The sequence below is a fragment of the Nocardia sp. NPDC003963 genome, from assembly GCF_053605105.1.
Map to the genome: position 1 here is coordinate 1 of NZ_JBSGIP010000051.1, position 17,157 is coordinate 17,157.

Sequence of the window (17,157 nt, forward strand, 5' to 3'; positions counted from 1 at the left end):
AAAGGCGGGGCCCGCCCCGGTTCTGGAGCGACAGAGCGAAGGAGCGCAGCGACTGAGCGGCGGAGTGAAGAACCGGGGTTGATAGGGCCCCGCCCGCGACGCCGGAGGCGGCGCCATGAACAGAGCCCCGCCGCAGGCGAGGCAGATAAACACAGCTATTCTCATCGGGTGTTCGTTGTCGCAATTCTCCTGTTCGTCCTGGCCCTGGTGGCCCTGACGACTGGTGTGCTCGGCCTCATCGGCCGTCTTCCCGGCAACCGCTACGTCGGCGTGCACACCGAGGCCGCGCTCCGTGACGAGACCGCGTTCCGCACTGCCAACCGGGTCGCCGCGCCCACCTCGATCGTCGCCGGTGCCTTGCTGGCCGCGGGTGCGCTGGTGGTGCTGGCCGCCGGTGGGCTCATCGCCGTCGTGGTGACGGCGGTGGTGCTGGTGATCGCACTGTTCACGCTGGGCGCGGGTGCCAACGCCGGTGCACGGGCCGCCGAGGCGATCGCGCCCCCGCCGGAGACCGGTGGCTGTGGTGGCTCCTGCGGAGGTTGCTCGCTCAAGAGCACCTGCGAACCCGCGGCCTCGCAGCCGGCCTGATCACACGGTTCAGCCCAGCCAGTCCAGTACCGAGGCGGCCGTCCAGGACTGCTGCATACTCCCCAGCGGTTCCCCGGTGAAAGGTTCGTAGTACTCGGCGAAACTGCCGTCGCTGGCCTGCCGCAGCGCCTCGGCGCGCAACATGAACGAGCGTTCCGCCCAGCCGCGATGGGCGAACACCCAGGAGAACAACCAGCTCATCACCGGCCACACCGGTCCCCGCCAGTATTCGCGCGGCCGGAAATCCTTCGATACCGGCGAGGTGGACGGTGGTAGCGCGTAGCGCAGATCCGGATGGCCGCAGAAGCGCGGGCCCTCGAAGAGCCGCAGCAGATTGCGTTCGGTGGCCCGGGGCAGACCGCCACAGATGAGGGGCGCGAACATGGCCAGGGTCTCGGTGGTGATCCAGCGTTCCAGGCGGGTGTCGTAGTCGCGGGCCGCGCCGGTGCGGGCATCGGTGGTGGCGATCACTCCGGCGCGGAACCGGTCGGCCCAGCCGAAGAGTTCGCGGATATCGGATTTGGCCTGGTGATACTCCTCACCGATCTGTCCGAGTACCTCACAGGCCAGGGCGAAGATGGCGGTCACGAAGACATCCTCGACCGCGAAATCCATCGACGAACTCAACGCGTCGTCGTCGTAGTGGGCACGGCGCATCTGTTCCACCAGCCACAGATAGCGGTCGTATTCGCGGTCGGTGGGCCGCTGGGTGGGGTCGGCGACGACGAGAACATCCTCACGCCGGTACGGGGGCAGATCGCCCGGCACCACATTCCCGTAGGCGCGGTCCCAGCGCGGGGAGTTGTCCATCCCGGATTCCCATCCGTGGTACAGCGTGATGCGACCGCTGCCCAGTGGGTCGCGGGCGTGGGCCAGCCAGCGATGCCAGCGCACCAGATCGGCCCAGCGCCGGTTGAGGAACTCCTCGGCCACCGCGCGAGTGCTGCGGCCGTGGCGGCGCGAATGGTCCAGGATCCGCTGCACGGCGATGGCGTGCACCGGCGGCTGGGTGATCCCGGAGGTGTCCGGGCCGTCCGGCGCGTTGGCGGCCAGCAGCCGGCATTCCCAGCGGGCCGGTCCGGGGAAGTACCCGTCCACCCCGTTGGCGAAGACGATATGGGGGATCATGCCGTTCTTCCACTGCGCCGAGAGCAGGGTGTCGAGCTCGATCACCGCGCGTTCCACACTCAGCGGAGCCAGCCCGACCGCGACGAAGGCCGCGTCCCAGCTCCACATATGCGGATACAACCGCGGCGCGGCGCTGGTCATGGTGCCCAAATCGTTGCCGCGCAGCAGGTAGGCCGCTCGGGCGGCGAGCTGCGTGGGAGTGAAACCTGGGTGCGCCATCTCTATATCTTGCTGGTCGGGGCCGGGGGTACGCAGCATCGGTGCGTATGAACGCAATATCTACCCAGTCACGGTTTCACTCCGGTGTGCGCTGTATTTCGCGCGCGCTACACGAACTTGCCGAACCCACGCATCGCGAGGGTGACCGCGGTGCGGTGTGGTACGCACTATCCGGCGTGCCGCCGACCGCTCGGTGGCACAGGAGCCGGGTCCGATACGAGGAGTGGGCGATATGCAGCAGGAAGCCGAGAGCGCACGCCGGGAACGGCCGGTCGCACTGATCACCGGCGGTGGGCGCGGGCTCGGCGCGGCCGTCGCACGCGAACTCGCCGGTGACCATCACCTGCTGTTGGGGGCGCGTACCGCGGCAGGTCTGGAACCGATCCTGGCCGAACTGCCCGATGCCGCCGGGTGGCCGGTGGAGCTCACCGATTACGACGCGGTGGCGGCGGCCGTGCGACCGATCGAACGGCTGGATGTACTGGTACACAATGCCGGTATCGCCGATCTGGGCACGATCGCCGAATCCTCGGTGCGACAGTGGCGCGATACGCTCGAGGCCAACCTGATCGCCGTCGCCGAACTCACCCGGCTGCTGTTGCCGGCACTGCGCGCCGCGAACGGCCATGTCGTACTGATCAATTCCGGTGCGGGGCTGCGCGCCAACGCCGGCTGGGCCTCCTACGCGGCCAGCAAATTCGGTCTGCGGGCGTTCGGTGACGCACTGCGCCTGGAGGAACCCGCGCTACGGGTGACCTCGATCCATCCCGGCCGCATCGATACGGATATGCAGCGCGCGATCGTCGCCGACGAGGGCCGGGCCTACGATCCGGATCAGTTCCTGCGCCCGGAAACGGTGGCTCGCGTGATCCGTACCGCGATCGAAACCCCTGCCGACGCGCATCCGACCGAAATCGTGCTGCGTCCCAGATGAGCACGGCTCGATCGTGGCCGGAGCGGCTCGTCGTACGGTCCTGGACCGCCGATCACGCGCACCGTGTCGCCGCCTGGCGGTACGGCGGGCCGTGGCGGGTCTACGACCTGTCGTGACCGGGCCCCGGCCCGAGCAGCTCTACTGCGGGCGCGGCGCGCCTGCCGGCGGCCGAATACCCGAGTGCGAAACCATCTGCGCACCAATACCATCGACCGATGGAATCAGGGGAGAAGAGTACCGCACCGAATCGCCGGAAGATCATCGCGGCTTCCGCCGTGGCCGTCGCGGGTGCCGGTGTGGCAGCGGGGGTCGCGGCGGGAAAACTGCGCGACGACGAGGAGTCGTCGACGGCCGAGGGATCGTTCGCCGTGGTCGACCGCCGCGGCCGACAGCGGTTCCTGTTCGAATCGACGAAACCGCCGATCGTGTTCGGTGGCCGAACTTTTCCCGCGCACGAGCGGCAGGGTCCGGACGCCACCTATCTGATCTTCAACGATGAGAACGGCGACGAGAAGGGCGGCATCATCGCCTCCAGCGAGGCCGCCCAGATCGCCCTCGACTTTCCCAACGGCGATGCCGTCCACCTGCGAGCACAGTGGGAGGGCAAGGTGGGCGGGACCACTTTGTCCATGCGGCATATGGGTGATCCGACCACTCCGCTCGAGCAGGCAGTTCATCCCACCGGGGTGGTACTGGCCACCGATACCGAGCACGGCGCGGCCCTGATGCTGTGTGATCAGCAGGGCCGCCCGCGGATCCGGCTACAGGTGGGGACGGACGGGACGCCGTCGATCGCGATGCTCGACGAAGAGGGCGCTGTCGTCCGGCAGCTCTGACACCCGTGGCGGCGGATACGCCGTATCCGCCGCCACGCAGGTCGTCGTTATCGTCCGGCTGTGGTCAGTGTTCGTCGTAGTGGCCGTCGTGGGCGGCGTGCCGGTGCCCGTCGTGGATGTAGTCCACATGATCACCGTGCGGAACCGCGACATGACCGCAACCCTCGCCGTGCACATGATCGTGGGACGCGTGTTCGGTGTGGCTGTGGGTTTCGCATTCGTCGAAGTGCCCCTCGTGCGCGCGGTGCAGATGTCCGTCGTGGACATAGTCGACGTGATCACCGTGCGGGACCGCGACATGACCGCAGTCCGGCCCGTGCACATGAGAATGCTCGGTATGCTGATCGTGTGCCGTTGTCATCGGTGCTCCTCTTTCCTCGACGCGGTTGCTTTCTTCGAAAACGGTCACCTGGAACTACGCACTCGAATACATTACCAAGTGCGCATCAATGCAGGTAGCTACGTATGCGCCGACCCTCGACAGCACGGCGGTTCGCCCGGCGGACCCCCATCACTCCCCCACTGTGGCAAACTGTGAGATATACCCGAATCATCCGATCTTTAAACGCCATTCGGGAATTTTTTACGCTATTTGCGTGTCTTTCGGGTACCAACCGCGTAACGTCGGTGTAGTTCGAAACCGCCGGGCGACAGCCTTTATGCCCGGCGGCCATAGCTGCGCGTCATTTCTGGCTGGTAATCCCACTGGCAATCCGTGATGAAGATCGGACACGAGACCTCATGATGATCCGCAAGATCGTTGCGGCCGTAGTGCCGCTGCTCGCCACCACCACCGTAGGCGCCGCGGTCGTGCACGCAGAACCCGCGACCCCCGAAATCGGCTACCGTGCCGAGCTCATCGGCAACAAGGTGGTCACCACTCTCACCAACGGCACCTTCGATATCGAGGGTGAAACCGTCGAGATCGTGGACACCTCCGGCGCCACCGTCGTCTCGCTGCCACTGGCGATTCGCGAAGGGGCCACCGAATACCCGCTCCCGCACGCGGTACGCGACGACGGCCGGGTGCTGGAGTTGACCGCGGTCAAGGATGTCGCCGCGGCCCGGCCCGCGGCGCAGCCGGTCGCCTCACCCCAGGAGAACTACTCGGCACAGAACAACTTCGCCTCACAGTTCGGTATCGCCACCGCCATCGGCGGCTTCATCGGTACCGCGCTCGGCGCGGCCATCGGGCTCGTCGCCACTCTGCCGACCGGCGTCGGAATCCCGGCCGGGGTGATCACCGGCGCGACGATCGGCGGCATCATCGGCACCCTCGTCGTCGGCGGACCGGCACTGATCGTCGCGGGCGTCGATCTGGTCAACACTCTGACGGCAGCGCCCGGTAGCACCAGATGGGCCGAGCGCCCGCAGGTTCAGTCGGCGAACTGACAGCGACGCCACGGATCGGTGACACGGGTCGGTGACCCGGTCGGTGGGATATACGCAACGGGCCCGGTCTGCCATCGCAGACCGGGCCCCGCGCTGTCCGGAACGGTCAGGCGATACCGCTGACCGGCTCCGGGTTGATCTCGTCGCGCCAGGCGATCGCCTCGCGTACCTGGGTCAGGTCGTAGTCCGGGCCGTTGATACCCACGGTGAACAGAGTGGCACCGGCCTTCAGGTAGTCCGGGGCCGACTCCACACCCGGCCAGGCGACCGAACGCTCGATCTTCTCCGGTTCGGTATCCACCCGTGCACAGTGCTCTTCGAGCACCTGGCTCTTATGAGTGAAAACGTCGAGCTCGCCGAAGCTGTGCCAGATATCGGCATATTCGGCCACCAGCCGCAGCGTCTTCTTCTCACCGCCGCCGCCGATCAGCACCGGGATAGGCCGCACCGGCTGTGGGTTGAGTTTCGCCAACCGGCCGGTTATCCGCGGCAGGTACTCCTTGAGCAGATTCAGGCGCCCACCCGCCGTACCGAAGTCGTACCCGTATTCGTCGTAGTCGCGTTCGAACCAGCCCGAACCGATCCCCAGGATGAGACGGCCGCCGCTGATCTGGTCGACCGTGCGGGCCATATCGGCGAGCAGATCCGGGTTGCGGTAGCCGCCACCGGTGACCAGGGCACCGATCTGCACCCGCTCGGTCTGCTCGGCGAAGGCGCCGAGCATCGTCCAGCATTCGAAATGCGCGCCGTCGGGATCTCCGTACAGCGGATAGAAGTGATCCCAGTTGAACACGATGTCCACACCCGCGTCCTCGGCCCGCAACACGGCATCGCGGATGAGTCCGTACTCGGGTGCGTGCTGGGGCTGGAGTTGGACTCCGATCCGAACCGGTCGGCTCATCTTCATTGACTCCTCGTCGTCGGGTGATCTCCCGGATTCGAGGCTACCGGGGTACGCCGCCCCCGGCCCGGCGGAAACCGGCCACCTGCTTGCCACCGGTCGGTACCGGCGCGAATTCCGTTCCGGCATGGATTTCGTAACAGATGGATACTCCCCTTTTCCGCCCCTTTTCCCTCGGTAGCATTTCGACCGCGACTCGTTGTCACGACCGGCTCCCGGTCGGCGATCCGCACAGAAGGAGGCTCCGCCCATGCCTGTGTGCACGACTCGCGACGATGTGAACATCTATTACAAGGACTGGGGAAGCGGCCGGCCGGTTGTCTTCATCCACGGCTGGCCGCTGAACGCCGACGCCTGGGACGATCAGATGAAATGCGTGGCCGATAACGGCTACCGCGGTATCGCGCACGACCGGCGCGGTCACGGGCGTTCGGATCAGCCGTGGAACGGTTACGATTTCGATACTTTCGCCGACGATCTCGCCGATCTGCTGACCGGGCTCGATATCCGGGACGCGACGCTGGTGGCGCACAGTATGGGTGGCGGCGAGCTCGCCCGGTACATCGGCCGGCACGGTACCGGACGGGTGCATTCGGCGGTGCTGCTCTCGGCGATCCCGCCTCTGATGATCAAGAACGACAGCAATCCGGAAGGTGTGCCGGACAAGGTTTTCGAAGAGATCAAATCCGGAATCCTCAACGAACGCTCGCAATTCTGGAAGGACACCTCCGAAGGATTCTTCAGCGCGAATCGCCCGGGCAACAAGGTAACTCAGGGAAATCGCGACGCGTTCTGGTTCATGGCAATGCACGAGAGCATCCAGGCGGGGGTGAAATGCGTCGATGCCTTCGCCTATACCGATTTCACCGAGGACCTGCGGAAATTCGACGTTCCCACCCTGATCGTGCACGGCGACGACGATCAGGTGGTCCCGATCGATGCCACCGGCCGGAAAACCGCCGAGATCGTGCAGGATTCGACATTGAAAGTGTACGAAGGCGGTTCGCACGGTATCGCGCTGGTGCCGGGCGACAAGGAGAGGTTCAACGCCGACCTGCTGGAGTTCCTCGACCGCTGACTCCACCGGCGCACGGACCGCGTTCCACGACTCACCCGGAACGCGGTCCTTGTGCCGCACGCAGGCCGCGCAGCGGGCGCGATTCCACTGTTCAAGCAGGTCAGCGAGTTTTTGATCGACTGAAACGCCGCCCCTGCCGCACCCCCGGCATTCCGGACGGGGTTTTCGAGGATGCCCGGCGGTGTGTCCCGGCGGAACCGAAGAGCCCCGCGGATCTCGTGGATTCCGCGGGGCTCTTCCGCTTTCCGCCCGGGTCCGGAAAAGGCCGGTTCGCGACTGCGGCCGGGCCCGGGCGGGGGGTTCCGGGGCGGGTGGTCAGCCTCGGACGAGTGACATGAGATTGTCCAGGGATCCGGCCGTGGGGAGTCCGAGAGCCCGTTCGGCCACCGTTCCCGCCTGCACCGGGGACAACCGTCCTTCCACGTTCAGATCGAACTTGAGCGTGAGTTCGTCATCGGAGAGCGGGTTGGCCGGACCGCCGCGATTGTGGTCGACGCGCGCCTCGTGCCATTGCCCGTCGCGGGTCCGCACCCGCAGCACGGCCGGGAACTGGTGCGGGTAGATCTCGTCGCACCGGTCGTCGCTGTGGCTGACCACGAGCGCGGCCAGTGCGAGCGTGCGTGGGTCGCGAGCGGCTTCGTCGGTGAAGTCCGCGTGCCCCAGCCCCAGCCCGGAACCGCCGAGCAGTGCCCGCGCCACCGTGAAGGGACCCGAGAAGGCCGCGTGATAGCCGGATTCCGGAGCCGCCTTGGCAGCGTGAGGTTCGGCGATGGTGCGCAGTACCGGTTTCGGTACCCCGAGATCTATCTCCACGATCTGATCCGGATCGAGCCCACCGCCGCGCATCGCGCGGGCGGCATCGATACCGGCGTGGGTGAAGTGGTTGCACGGATAGGGCTTGAAGAAGATCCCCGGCAGCTCCCAGTGCTCGCCGAGCCGATCGACGACCTTGGCCGTATCGGCCCGGTCTCCACAGAATGCGTGCAGAAATCCGAACCGGCCTTCGATCACCGTGGGCGGCCCGGTCAGTCCGTGCCGGGCGAATTCCGCGGCGGTGACGCCCGAATGCGCGGCCCAGCCGCAATGCGCCCGTTTGACCGTCCCACCGGTGCGATTGGCCTCCAGCAGCCCGGCACCGAAACTGGCGGCGATACCCATCGCGTCGGCGATACCCTCGGCGTCGAGCCCGTACAGCATCGCCGCCGCGGCGGCCGATCCGACGGCACCGCAGATGGAGGTCGCGTGCTGACCCCGTTCGAAGAATTCGGAATTACCCAGCTCTTCGTCGTAGCCGCCCATCCCGAGGCGTACCGCGATCTCGATACCCACACCCGCCGCGTCGAGAACCGCGGCGCCCGTGGCACCGGTGGCCTCGCCGACCGCGAGGGCAGCGGGGACGGCCGAGGCCGAGGGGTGCAGTACCGACGGCAGGTGGGTGTCGTCGGAGTCCATCGAATGCGCGAGAGTGCCGTTCACCAGCGCGGCGGTGGCCGCGGGGAAACGCTCGCCGGTGCCGATCCCGGTGGCGGCGGCCGCTCCGGCCCAGCCCCGGGCCACGGCCGTGACCGCCTGCGCCGAAGGCTGCCCCTGCGCGGCCAGGGAGTTGCCGAGCACGTCCAGTACGCGCCGGGCCACATCCTTGCGGAGTTCGGCGGGAAGCCCGGTGGCGCGGGTGTGCTCGGCGAGGGCCGCGAGCCGGCCGACGACGGTACCGGTGAGATCGTGGCGGGTGGTCATGCTGTGTCCTCCGGGCACGAGCGAAGGCCCTGCGTGGTCACGCTTCGCCACCGCCTCCGGGCCTGATTCGCTCATGCCGGCACCACCGCGACGGGGCGGACCGGCGAACCGGTACCGCCGGTGATACGCAGCGGCGCCATCACGAAGGTGAATTCGGTGAGACCGCGTGCGCTCGCATCCTCGAGGTTCAGGTGTTCGATGATGTGGATCCCGTTCTCCACCAGCAGCACCCGGTGCACCGGCAGCACACTGTGCCCCTTACCCGGCGGAATATGTTCGAAGGCGGTCGTATCCGCGCCCGCGGCCACGATCCCGGCCGCGGCGAGCCACTGCGCCGCACCCACATCGGCGCCGGGTACCCCGTCCTGCTGTCCGAGGTAGCGCTGAGCGTTGTCGAAATGCCGAGCCCAGCCGGTGCGGATGAGTACGACGTCCCCGCGCCGCGGCGTCACCCCGGCGGCGTCGGCGGCATCGCGCAGATCCTGTTCGGTGACCGCTTGGCCCGCTTCGAGAGCGTCGACACCGCGCACCCGCGGCACATCCAGGAGCAGACCGCGCCGCAGCATGAAAGGAATGGTCTCCGCGCCCAGTTCGGAGAATCGCCCGCCCCGCTGCGCTTCCTCGGCGTCGATATCGCCGTGCAGTTTGCCGCAGTGGCTGACATGGGAGAGGGCATCGACATGGGTGCCCACGTGCCCACCGGTCACGATGATCTCGTTGGACGCCGACCCACCGTCCGGACGGACCATATCGCCGTGCCGGCGGATGAGGGTCATCCGGAACCCGGGGTGGTTGGGTGAACAGGGCATCCCGGTGGTGTACGGATGCCCGAGCTCGACGGTGTCGACCTCACTGCTCAGCACCGCGCTCAGCAGCGGATCGGGTGCGGTGGTCACGGTCTGTTCGGTCATGCTGTTACTCCTCGTACTGCGGTGGCCTCGGCCCGGTCGAGCACCACGCGGGCGTTCGCGACGACCGCGGGATCGATGAATCTGCCGTTCTCGTCGAGAACCGCTGATTCACCCGCCGCCTGCGACGCGGCCGCGCATTCCACGATCCGCCGGGCTCGGCCCTGTTCCTCCGGCGACGGTGTATAGGCCTGGTTGACGATGCCGATCTGATTGGGATGGATGACGGAGCGCCCGAAGAAACCCTGGCCGCGGCCCGCGCGCGACGATTCGGCCAGACCGGCCGGGTCGTCGACCGCGGTCCAGACGCTCTGCACCGGCGAGGACAGCCCCGCGGCACGTGCCGCGGTGACGATCCAGCCGCGTGCCCAGGCCAGGCCCTCGGCTTCGGTGCGCATATCAGCGGCCAGATCCGCCTCTCCCAGCGCGATTCCGGTGACCCGCGGATGGCATTTCGCGATCGCGGGCGCCGCGAGCAGGCCCGCCGCCGATTCGATGATGGCGTGCACCTGGCAGGTGAGCCGGTCGGTGGTGGCCGCGACGGCTACCGGGTCCTCGGCCTTCGGCAGCCGCACCCCCGCGGGTGGCGACGGTGTGGCGGCGAGTTCGGTGAGTTCGGTGTCCAGCCAGCTCGATCCGAGAGCGTTGAGCCGCAACCAGATCCGCCGCTGCGCCGGTGCGGCGCGCAACGCCGCGAGAGCATTGGTCAGCGCACGATCCTTGGCGTGGACCGGTACGGCGTCCTCGAGGTCGATCACCACGGCATCGGCGGCGCTGTCGATCGCCTTGCCGATCCGGTCGTCGCGATGTCCGGGTACGTAGAGCCAGCTGCGCGGTGTCATTTCGCCTCCGCCCCGACAGGCTCCGGAGCCCGGTAGCCCAGCGCGCGCGAAACCCGTTGCGCCGCTTCGACCAGCGCGTTCTCGTGACGGTCGCAGGCTTCCTCGGTCATCCGGTAGCTCGGCCCGCAGACCGAGACCGACCCGATCACCGCGCCGTCGGCACCGAAGACCGGTGCCGCGACGGACCCCGCGCCCTCCTGACGTTCACCGGTCGACCGGCACACTCCGCGCTCACGCGCCGCGCGCAGCGTTTCGCGCAGCGATTCCGGGTCGACGATCGTGGTGGAGGTCAGCCGGGGCAGTGGCCGCGACAGCAGATCGTCCTGTTCCGCCTCGGACAGGTAGGCCAGGATGATGCGGCCCGACGAGCCGCTGTGCAGGTCGAACCGGCGACCCAGCTCGACGGTCATCTTGATTTCCTGGGTACTCTCGACCTGATCGAGGTAGACGCGACCCCCGGGCAACCGCCCGGTGACGGTCGCCGTCTCGCCGGTGGCGCGCTGCAGGTCGACCAGGGCCTCGCGGGCCATCCGCCGCAGCGGGGACACGTCCAGTGCGCGTGCGCCCAGCGTCGCCGCCGCCGGTCCGAGCAGGTACCGGCGGGTCGAGGGCTCGTAGAGCAGCAGACCGCATTCGACGAAGGTGGTCAGGATGCGGTGGGCGACCGCCTTCGACATACCGGTCGAGCGGGCGATCTCCGAGACGCCGAGGGCGCTCGACCGGCGGCCGAACTCGAGCAGCACATCCGCTGCTCGTGCGGCAGACGTGGTGCCTCCACTGGAGGACTCCATCGTGGCTCCGTTTCTGCGGGGTCTTTTCGTTGTTGCGACAGCGACGCTACCGACGCGACCGTCGTACATCTGAACGAACAACTGAACAAAGTTGTACCGCTAAGCGAAACGATTGTCCAGACCGCTCTACCTGATCTTGCTCGAGTTTCTGCGGCGTTAATCCTTTCTACAGGCACTTGTGTCCGGATTGTCAAACGTGCATAGTGCAGGGGACCACATTCTTGCGTTCCGCTAAGCGGAACACGATAGGAGGAAGCGTGGACGGTCCGGATTTCGATCTCGTCGTCGCCGGTGCGGGCGGCGGGCTCGTCGCCGCGCTGCGCGCCGCCGAACGCGGCGCGAATGTGCTCGTGGTCGACGCCGACGAGTACTTCCAGCGCGGTAACAACACCTCGATGTGCACCGCGATGATCCCGGCCGCCGGTACCCGCTGGCAGCAGGCCGCGGGTGTCGAGGACAGCCCGGACCGGTTCCTCGCCGATATCGACCGCAAAACCGGCGGTACGGCCGATCACCGCCTGGCCCGTGCCCTGGCCGAGTCGAGCGGGCGGCTGGTCACCTGGCTGGCCGATACCCAGGAACTCGACCTCGAACTGGTCACCGACTTCCGCTACCCCGGCCACAGCGCCGACCGCTGCCACACCATCCCCGGCCGGCACGGTTCCCGGCTGCTGCGCCACCTCGTCGAACGCGTCCGGGCCCACCCCGGGATCGAACTCATCGCCCCGATGAGCCTGCGCGAGGTACACACCACCGGCGGCCGCGTCACCGGGGTCGAGATCGCCACCCCGGACGGGAACGCCGAACAGCTGACCACCCCCGCCGTGCTGCTCGCGACCAACGGGTTCGGCGCCGACAGCGCGCTGGTCCGCCGCTGGATCCCGGAGATCGCCGACGCCCACTATCACGGCGGCCAGTTCAGCCGGGGCGACGCACTGCGGATCGGACAGGGCCTGGGCGCCGATACCGGCTACCTGGACGCCTACCAGGGGCACGCCGCCCTCTCCGCGCGCAGCCAGACCCTGATCGGCTGGGCCACCGTCGTCCACGGCGGCGTCATCGTGAACAGCGAGGGCCGCCGGTTCGCACCCGAGACCACCGGATACTCGGAGTTCGCGGCCATCCTCGCCGCACAACCGGGCGGTACCGGCTGGATCGTCATCGACGAGCACATCGAAGCCCTGTGCTCGGTGTTCGACGATTTCCGCACGGTCGCCGAGAGCGGATCGCTGGTCCGCGCCGCGACCGCCACCGAGCTGGCCGAACGGATCGGCGTACCGGCCGCGACGCTGGACGACGAACTCGGGGCCGCCCGGCGTGCCGCAGTGGGCGCGGAAGCGGACCGGCAGGGTCGCACCGACGAGCGGCATCCGCTCGCCGCGCCCTATATCGCCATCGCCGTCACTCCCGCCCTGTTCCACACCCAGGGCGGGCTGGTCGTCGACGAACACGCGCGGGTACTTGCCGGTGGTTCGCCGGTACCCGGCCTCTACGCCGCGGGCGGCGCCGCCATCGGTATCTCCGGTCACGGCGCCGGCGGCTACCTCGCCGGTAACGGCCTCATCACCGCGCTCGGACTGGCCTACCTCGCCGCCGAGCACGTGACGAGCCCGGCCACCGTCTGACCACAGATTCCCTATTTCGGATATTTCGCCAGGAGAAGAAATGACCTCGTACCTGATCAAGAACGGCACCGTCGTGCGCACCGACAACTCGGCCCCCGAGGAGGGCGAGTCCGCGGATGTCCTGATCGTCGACGGCAAGATCGCCGCCATCGGCGCGAACCTGGAGTCCGCGGATGCCGAGATCGTCGACGCCACCGGCAAGCTGATCTTCCCCGGCGTCGTGGACGCGCACCAGCACTGGGGTATCTACAACCCGCTGGCCGAGGACACGCAGACCGAATCCCGGGCGAGCGCGCAGGGCGGTGTCACCACCGCGCTGACCTATATGCGGACCGGCCAGTACTACCTGAACAAGGGCGGCTCCTACGCCGATTTCTTCCCGGAGGTCCTCGACGCCTCCGCCGGGCGCAGTTATATCGACTACGCGTTCCACCTGGCGCCGATGTCCAAGGAACATATCGGCGAGATCCCCGCTCTGGCCTCGGATCAGGGCGTGACCTCGTTCAAGATCTTCATGTTCTACGGCAGCCACGGCCTGCACGGCCGGTCCACCTCGCAGAGCGATTTCCTCATGATCCCCGAGGACGAGCGCTATGACATCGCGCATTTCGAGTTCGTCATGCGCGGGGTGCAGAAAGCCCGTGAGCAGTTCCCGGAACTCGCCGAGCACATCTCGCTGTCGCTGCACTGCGAGACCGCCGAGATCATGAGCGCCTACACCAAGATCGTCGAACAGGAGGGCACGCTCAGCGGCCTCGCCGCCTACAGCGCGTCGCGCCCGCAGCATTCCGAGGGCCTGGCCGTGACCATCGCGTCCTTCCTGGCCGACGAGACCGGCCTGCCGAATATCAACCTGCTGCACCTGAGTTCGGCCAAGGCGCTGAAGGCCGCCATGAAGATGGCCGAGGCGTTCCCGCACGTGAACTTCCGCCGCGAGGTCACCATCGGACACCTGCTCACCGATATCGACAACGCGAACGGGCTGGGCGCCAAGGTGAATCCGCCGATCCGCCCCCGCGAGGACGTCGAGGCACTGTGGGAGCACCTGCTGGCCGGGAATATCGACTGGGTCGTCTCCGACCACGCCTGCTGCAAGGACGAGGTGAAGTTCGGCGAGGACCGCGACGATGTGTTCGCCGCCAAATCCGGTTTCGGCGGCACCGAGTACCTGCTGCCCGGCCTGGTCACCGAGGGCCGTAAGCGGGGTCTGTCGCTGCGCCGTATCGCCCAGCTCGTCGCATCCAACCCGGCCGACCGCTACGGCCTGCCCGGTAAGGGCCGCCTGGCCGAGGGCGTCGACGCCGATATCGCGATCGTCGACCCGAACCGCACCTGGACCGTGCACGCCGCGGAATCCGAATCCACCCAGGAGTACACGCCGTTCGAGGGCTTCGAACTGACCGCCGCGGTCACCGACACCTTCGTACGCGGTAACCGGGTACTGGCCGACGGCGTCGTCACCGGCGAGCCCGAGGGCCGCTACATCTCGCGTCCGTACTGAGGAGCCTCTAGTTGAACGACGAGCAGCCGCCGACCGGTCCGCTACACGGGATCAAGGTTCTGGATGCCTCCACCATCCTGGCCGGACCACTGACCGCGCAGATCCTCGGCGATTTCGGCGCGGAGGTCATCAAGATCGAACACCCACAGAAACCGGACGGGATGCGGGGTCACGGCCTCGAGAAGGACGGAATTCCGCTGTGGTGGAAGATGGTCGCCCGCAACAAGCAGACGGTCACCCTGAACCTCAGCACTCCCGACGGACAGCAGATCTTCCGGGATCTGGCCGCCGAGGCGGATGTGGTGATCGAGAACTTCCGGCCGGGCACCTTCGAACGCTGGGGCCTGTCCTACGCGGAACTGACCACCCGTAACCCGGGCCTGATCATGTTGCGCGTCACCGGTTTCGGACAGCACGGTCCCTACGCCAAACGTCCCGCGTTCGGGACGCTGGTCGAATCGATGAGCGGTTTCGCCCATCTGACCGGGCAGCCCGACGGGCCACCCACCCTGCCCGCGTTCGGTCTCGCCGATTCCATCGCCGGTGTCGCCGGTTCCTCGGCCGTCTCGATGGCGCTGTTCGAACGCGAACGCAACGGCGGTACCGGGCAGGAGGTCGATCTCGACCTGCTCACCCCGATCATGACCGCGGTCGGCCCCGGGGTGATCTACGCCGATCAGCTCGGGATCGACCAGCAGCGGACCGGTAACCGGTCGCAGAACAACGCGCCCCGCAACCTGTACCGCACCAAGGACGACCACTGGGTGGCGATCTCCACCAGCGCCCAGGCGATCGCCGAACGAGTGCTGCGGCTGGTCGGTCATCCCGAGGTGATCGACGAGCCGTGGTTCGCGACCGGGCGCACCCGCGCCGAGCACGCGGACCTGCTCGACACATACGTCGGCGACTGGATCGCCGAACGAACTCGTGACGAGGTCACGAGTGTTTTCGAAGAAGCCGGCGCGGCTGTCGCGCCGGTCTACCGTCCGAGCGACCTGCTCACCGATCCGCAGGTCGTCGCCACCGACATGGTCACCACCGTAGAGGACAGCGAGCTCGGCCCCATGCGCATGCAGAACGTGATGTGGCGCATGACCCGATCGCCCGGGGCGATCCGGCACACCGGCCGAGCCGCCGGTGCCGACACCGACAAGGTCCTCACCCGACTCGGGCGCAGTCCCGAGGCCATCGACGACCTGCGGGCACGCGGGGTCATCTGACCCCGCGGCAGTTTTTTTCGAGGAGTTCGCTATGAAATCGCGTTGGTGGACAATCGCCATCATCTTGGGCCTGGTGGTGGTGAATTATGTCGATCGCAGCGCCATCTCGTTCGCAGCCAGTCATCTGCGGGACGAGTTCGGTATCACGACCGGGCAGTACGGCCTCATCAGTTCCGCATTCTCGATCGGCTATATGCTTTTCGCCCTGCTCTCGGGGCCGCTGGTCGACCGCTACGGTTCGCGCCGTGTCCTCATCGTGGGGATGTTCATCTGGGCCGCGGCCACCGCGCTGACCCCGTTCGCGGGCGGGTTCATCGGCCTGATCCTGCTGCGGATCCTCCTCGGAGCCGGTGAAGCACCCTGCTTCCCGGCGGCGACCCGGATCGCCAGCCGGTGGCTGCCGGCACACGAACGCGGTAAGGCGCTCGCCCTCATCGGCGGCGTCGCCGTCTCCGGCAGCCTGCTGATCGGCGGACCGATTCTCACCCAGCTGATCGCGCTGGTCAGCTGGAAGGGCATGTTCTTCGTGCTCGCGGTCGCCGGACTGGTCTGGGTGGTCGTGGCCTACCCGTTCCTGAAGAACTCGCCGAGCGAGGCGTCGTTCGTCTCGGACAAGGAACTGCGCTACATTCGCGCCGGCCAGGCCGAGGGCGAGGACAGCGGCCAGGAGGAGAAGGTCGACTGGGGCGAGATCCTGCGCAACCGCAATCTGTGGCTCGTCGGACTCGGCTACTTCGCCTGGGGATTCATGTTCTGGGCGTTCATGTACTGGCTCCCCCAGTACCTGGAACACGAATTCGGGCTCTCCATCAAGGAGGTCGGCGGTTTCTCGGTGGCACCCTGGGCGGCCGGTGTGGTCGGCGCGCTGGCCGGCGGCATCCTGGTGGACCGCGTGTACAAGCGCACCGAGAGCATCCGGTCGCGATTCCTCATCATCGGTGTGGCGCTACTGCTCGCCGGTGCCTCGATCGCCCCGATCCTGTTCTTCCCCGGCAACCTCACCATCGCCCTGATCTGCATCTCGGCGGGCGTCGGCTTCGGTTTCATCACCGGCGGGATCTGGTGGGTGGCCTCGATCGACGCCGCACCGACCCAGCCGGGTACGGCCGCCGGTTTCGCCGACGCGTGCTTCGCTCTCTCCGGGATCGTGGCCCCGTCGGTGATGGGCTTCATCGTCTCCGAGACCGGTACCTACGACGGCGGTTTCATCGTCATGACGGTGCTGTGTCTGATCGGCGCGGCGGCGATGCTGTTCTTCACCAAGGAACCGGAGCGTCCGGCGCCGGCCCGTCCGGAGGGACCCGAAGGCGAGCTCACCACCACGAGCTAGCGACCACCGGAATCATCCGTTGCCGCTGAGACGCACCGTGCAACCCGAAGAGGGGGTTGCACGGTGCGTTTCGCGTGTACGGACCGTGGACGCGGGCCGCCGGCTCCGCGCGAATACGTCGTCGCGA

The 17,157-nt window shown here is 67.5% G+C and carries 16 protein-coding genes; 9 read left to right on the forward strand and 7 right to left on the reverse strand.

Annotated features, from left to right (window positions below; all coding sequences use genetic code 11):
- The first annotated feature begins 168 nt into the window (after window positions 1–168).
- Window positions 169–588 (forward strand): SdpI family protein, encoded by a 420-nt coding sequence (locus ACWEWT_RS34355; RefSeq protein ID WP_452565022.1) that lies wholly within the window; start codon window positions 169–171, stop codon window positions 586–588.
- Between the two features lie 9 nt (window positions 589–597).
- Here ACWEWT_RS34355 and ggh read toward each other — a convergent pair whose 3' ends face one another.
- Complete coding sequence (gene ggh / locus ACWEWT_RS34360) at window positions 598–1,935, reverse strand: glucosylglycerate hydrolase (RefSeq protein ID WP_452565023.1); 1,338 nt, start codon at window positions 1,933–1,935, stop codon at window positions 598–600.
- Between the two features lie 232 nt (window positions 1,936–2,167).
- Between ggh and ACWEWT_RS34365 the strand changes: the two genes are divergently transcribed.
- On the forward strand, window positions 2,168–2,869 hold the full coding sequence (locus tag ACWEWT_RS34365; protein WP_452565024.1) for an SDR family oxidoreductase: 702 nt from the start codon (window positions 2,168–2,170) through the stop codon (window positions 2,867–2,869).
- A 215-nt stretch (window positions 2,870–3,084) separates the two neighbouring features.
- Window positions 3,085–3,705, forward strand: coding sequence for a hypothetical protein (locus ACWEWT_RS34370; RefSeq protein ID WP_452565025.1), 621 nt, complete (start codon window positions 3,085–3,087; stop codon window positions 3,703–3,705).
- A 64-nt stretch (window positions 3,706–3,769) separates the two neighbouring features.
- Here the strand turns inward: ACWEWT_RS34370 and ACWEWT_RS34375 are convergent, their stop codons facing one another.
- A complete protein-coding gene (locus tag ACWEWT_RS34375) occupies window positions 3,770–4,066 on the reverse strand; it encodes a hypothetical protein (RefSeq protein WP_452565026.1) in 297 nt (98 codons plus the stop codon).
- A 380-nt stretch (window positions 4,067–4,446) separates the two neighbouring features.
- Between ACWEWT_RS34375 and ACWEWT_RS34380 the strand changes: the two genes are divergently transcribed.
- A complete protein-coding gene (locus tag ACWEWT_RS34380; RefSeq protein ID WP_452565027.1) occupies window positions 4,447–5,097 on the forward strand; it encodes an ammonium transporter in 651 nt (216 codons plus the stop codon).
- A gap of 106 nt (window positions 5,098–5,203) precedes the next feature.
- Here ACWEWT_RS34380 and ACWEWT_RS34385 read toward each other — a convergent pair whose 3' ends face one another.
- Window positions 5,204–5,998 carry an LLM class F420-dependent oxidoreductase gene (locus tag ACWEWT_RS34385; protein WP_452565028.1) on the reverse strand — a complete coding sequence of 265 codons (795 nt, stop codon included), beginning with the start codon at window positions 5,996–5,998 and terminating at the stop codon, window positions 5,204–5,206.
- Window positions 5,999–6,248: 250 nt separating this feature from the next.
- On the opposite strand from ACWEWT_RS34385, the gene ACWEWT_RS34390 reads away from it, so the two are divergent.
- Window positions 6,249–7,076 (forward strand): alpha/beta fold hydrolase, encoded by an 828-nt coding sequence (locus tag ACWEWT_RS34390; RefSeq protein ID WP_452565029.1) that lies wholly within the window; start codon window positions 6,249–6,251, stop codon window positions 7,074–7,076.
- 315 nt (window positions 7,077–7,391) lie between these two features.
- Here the strand turns inward: ACWEWT_RS34390 and ACWEWT_RS34395 are convergent, their stop codons facing one another.
- From ACWEWT_RS34395 to ACWEWT_RS34410, 4 genes are all read right to left on the reverse strand, one after another.
- The gene (locus ACWEWT_RS34395) at window positions 7,392–8,813 is read right to left on the reverse strand and encodes an MmgE/PrpD family protein (protein ID WP_452565030.1); all 1,422 of its coding nucleotides are present in this window, start codon (window positions 8,811–8,813) and stop codon (window positions 7,392–7,394) included.
- 71 nt (window positions 8,814–8,884) lie between these two features.
- A complete protein-coding gene (locus ACWEWT_RS34400) occupies window positions 8,885–9,724 on the reverse strand; it encodes a cyclase family protein (protein WP_452565031.1) in 840 nt (279 codons plus the stop codon).
- Window positions 9,721–10,563 carry an HpcH/HpaI aldolase/citrate lyase family protein gene (locus ACWEWT_RS34405; RefSeq protein WP_452565032.1) on the reverse strand — a complete coding sequence of 281 codons (843 nt, stop codon included), beginning with the start codon at window positions 10,561–10,563 and terminating at the stop codon, window positions 9,721–9,723. Before ACWEWT_RS34405 ends, ACWEWT_RS34400 begins: the two co-directional genes overlap by 4 nt.
- Entirely contained in the window at window positions 10,560–11,354 is a 795-nt protein-coding gene (locus ACWEWT_RS34410) for an IclR family transcriptional regulator (protein ID WP_452565033.1), read from the reverse strand. Before ACWEWT_RS34410 ends, ACWEWT_RS34405 begins: the two co-directional genes overlap by 4 nt.
- A 257-nt stretch (window positions 11,355–11,611) precedes the next feature.
- On the opposite strand from ACWEWT_RS34410, the gene ACWEWT_RS34415 reads away from it, so the two are divergent.
- The 4 genes from ACWEWT_RS34415 to ACWEWT_RS34430 are packed head-to-tail and all read left to right on the forward strand — an operon-like array spanning window position 11,612 to window position 17,030.
- Entirely contained in the window at window positions 11,612–12,979 is a 1,368-nt protein-coding gene (locus ACWEWT_RS34415; RefSeq protein ID WP_452565034.1) for an FAD-dependent oxidoreductase, read from the forward strand.
- A gap of 40 nt (window positions 12,980–13,019) precedes the next feature.
- Window positions 13,020–14,480, forward strand: coding sequence for a dihydroorotase (locus ACWEWT_RS34420; protein ID WP_452565035.1), 1,461 nt, complete (start codon window positions 13,020–13,022; stop codon window positions 14,478–14,480).
- 11 nt (window positions 14,481–14,491) lie between these two features.
- A complete protein-coding gene (locus ACWEWT_RS34425) occupies window positions 14,492–15,700 on the forward strand; it encodes a CaiB/BaiF CoA transferase family protein (RefSeq protein ID WP_452565036.1) in 1,209 nt (402 codons plus the stop codon).
- A gap of 31 nt (window positions 15,701–15,731) precedes the next feature.
- A complete protein-coding gene (locus tag ACWEWT_RS34430) occupies window positions 15,732–17,030 on the forward strand; it encodes an MFS transporter (RefSeq protein ID WP_452565037.1) in 1,299 nt (432 codons plus the stop codon).
- Window positions 17,031–17,157 lie beyond the last annotated feature (127 nt).

What these genes read in the sequence shown, in the direction of transcription:
- ACWEWT_RS34385 (WP_452565028.1), bottom strand. Translation starts at nt 5,998, where the DNA reads ATGAGCCGACCGGTTCGGATCGGAGTCCAACTCCAGCCCCAGCACGCA.
- ACWEWT_RS34390 (WP_452565029.1), top strand. Translation starts at nt 6,249, where the DNA reads ATGCCTGTGTGCACGACTCGCGACGATGTGAACATCTATTACAAGGAC.
- ACWEWT_RS34380 (WP_452565027.1), top strand. Translation starts at nt 4,447, where the DNA reads ATGATGATCCGCAAGATCGTTGCGGCCGTAGTGCCGCTGCTCGCCACC.
- ACWEWT_RS34420 (WP_452565035.1), top strand. Translation starts at nt 13,020, where the DNA reads ATGACCTCGTACCTGATCAAGAACGGCACCGTCGTGCGCACCGACAAC.
- ACWEWT_RS34375 (WP_452565026.1), bottom strand. Translation starts at nt 4,066, where the DNA reads ATGACAACGGCACACGATCAGCATACCGAGCATTCTCATGTGCACGGG.
- ACWEWT_RS34395 (WP_452565030.1), bottom strand. Translation starts at nt 8,813, where the DNA reads ATGACCACCCGCCACGATCTCACCGGTACCGTCGTCGGCCGGCTCGCG.
- ACWEWT_RS34365 (WP_452565024.1), top strand. Translation starts at nt 2,168, where the DNA reads ATGCAGCAGGAAGCCGAGAGCGCACGCCGGGAACGGCCGGTCGCACTG.
- ggh (WP_452565023.1), bottom strand. Translation starts at nt 1,935, where the DNA reads ATGGCGCACCCAGGTTTCACTCCCACGCAGCTCGCCGCCCGAGCGGCC.
- ACWEWT_RS34410 (WP_452565033.1), bottom strand. Translation starts at nt 11,354, where the DNA reads ATGGAGTCCTCCAGTGGAGGCACCACGTCTGCCGCACGAGCAGCGGAT.
- ACWEWT_RS34430 (WP_452565037.1), top strand. Translation starts at nt 15,732, where the DNA reads ATGAAATCGCGTTGGTGGACAATCGCCATCATCTTGGGCCTGGTGGTG.
- ACWEWT_RS34370 (WP_452565025.1), top strand. Translation starts at nt 3,085, where the DNA reads ATGGAATCAGGGGAGAAGAGTACCGCACCGAATCGCCGGAAGATCATC.
- ACWEWT_RS34405 (WP_452565032.1), bottom strand. Translation starts at nt 10,563, where the DNA reads ATGACACCGCGCAGCTGGCTCTACGTACCCGGACATCGCGACGACCGG.
- ACWEWT_RS34400 (WP_452565031.1), bottom strand. Translation starts at nt 9,724, where the DNA reads ATGACCGAACAGACCGTGACCACCGCACCCGATCCGCTGCTGAGCGCG.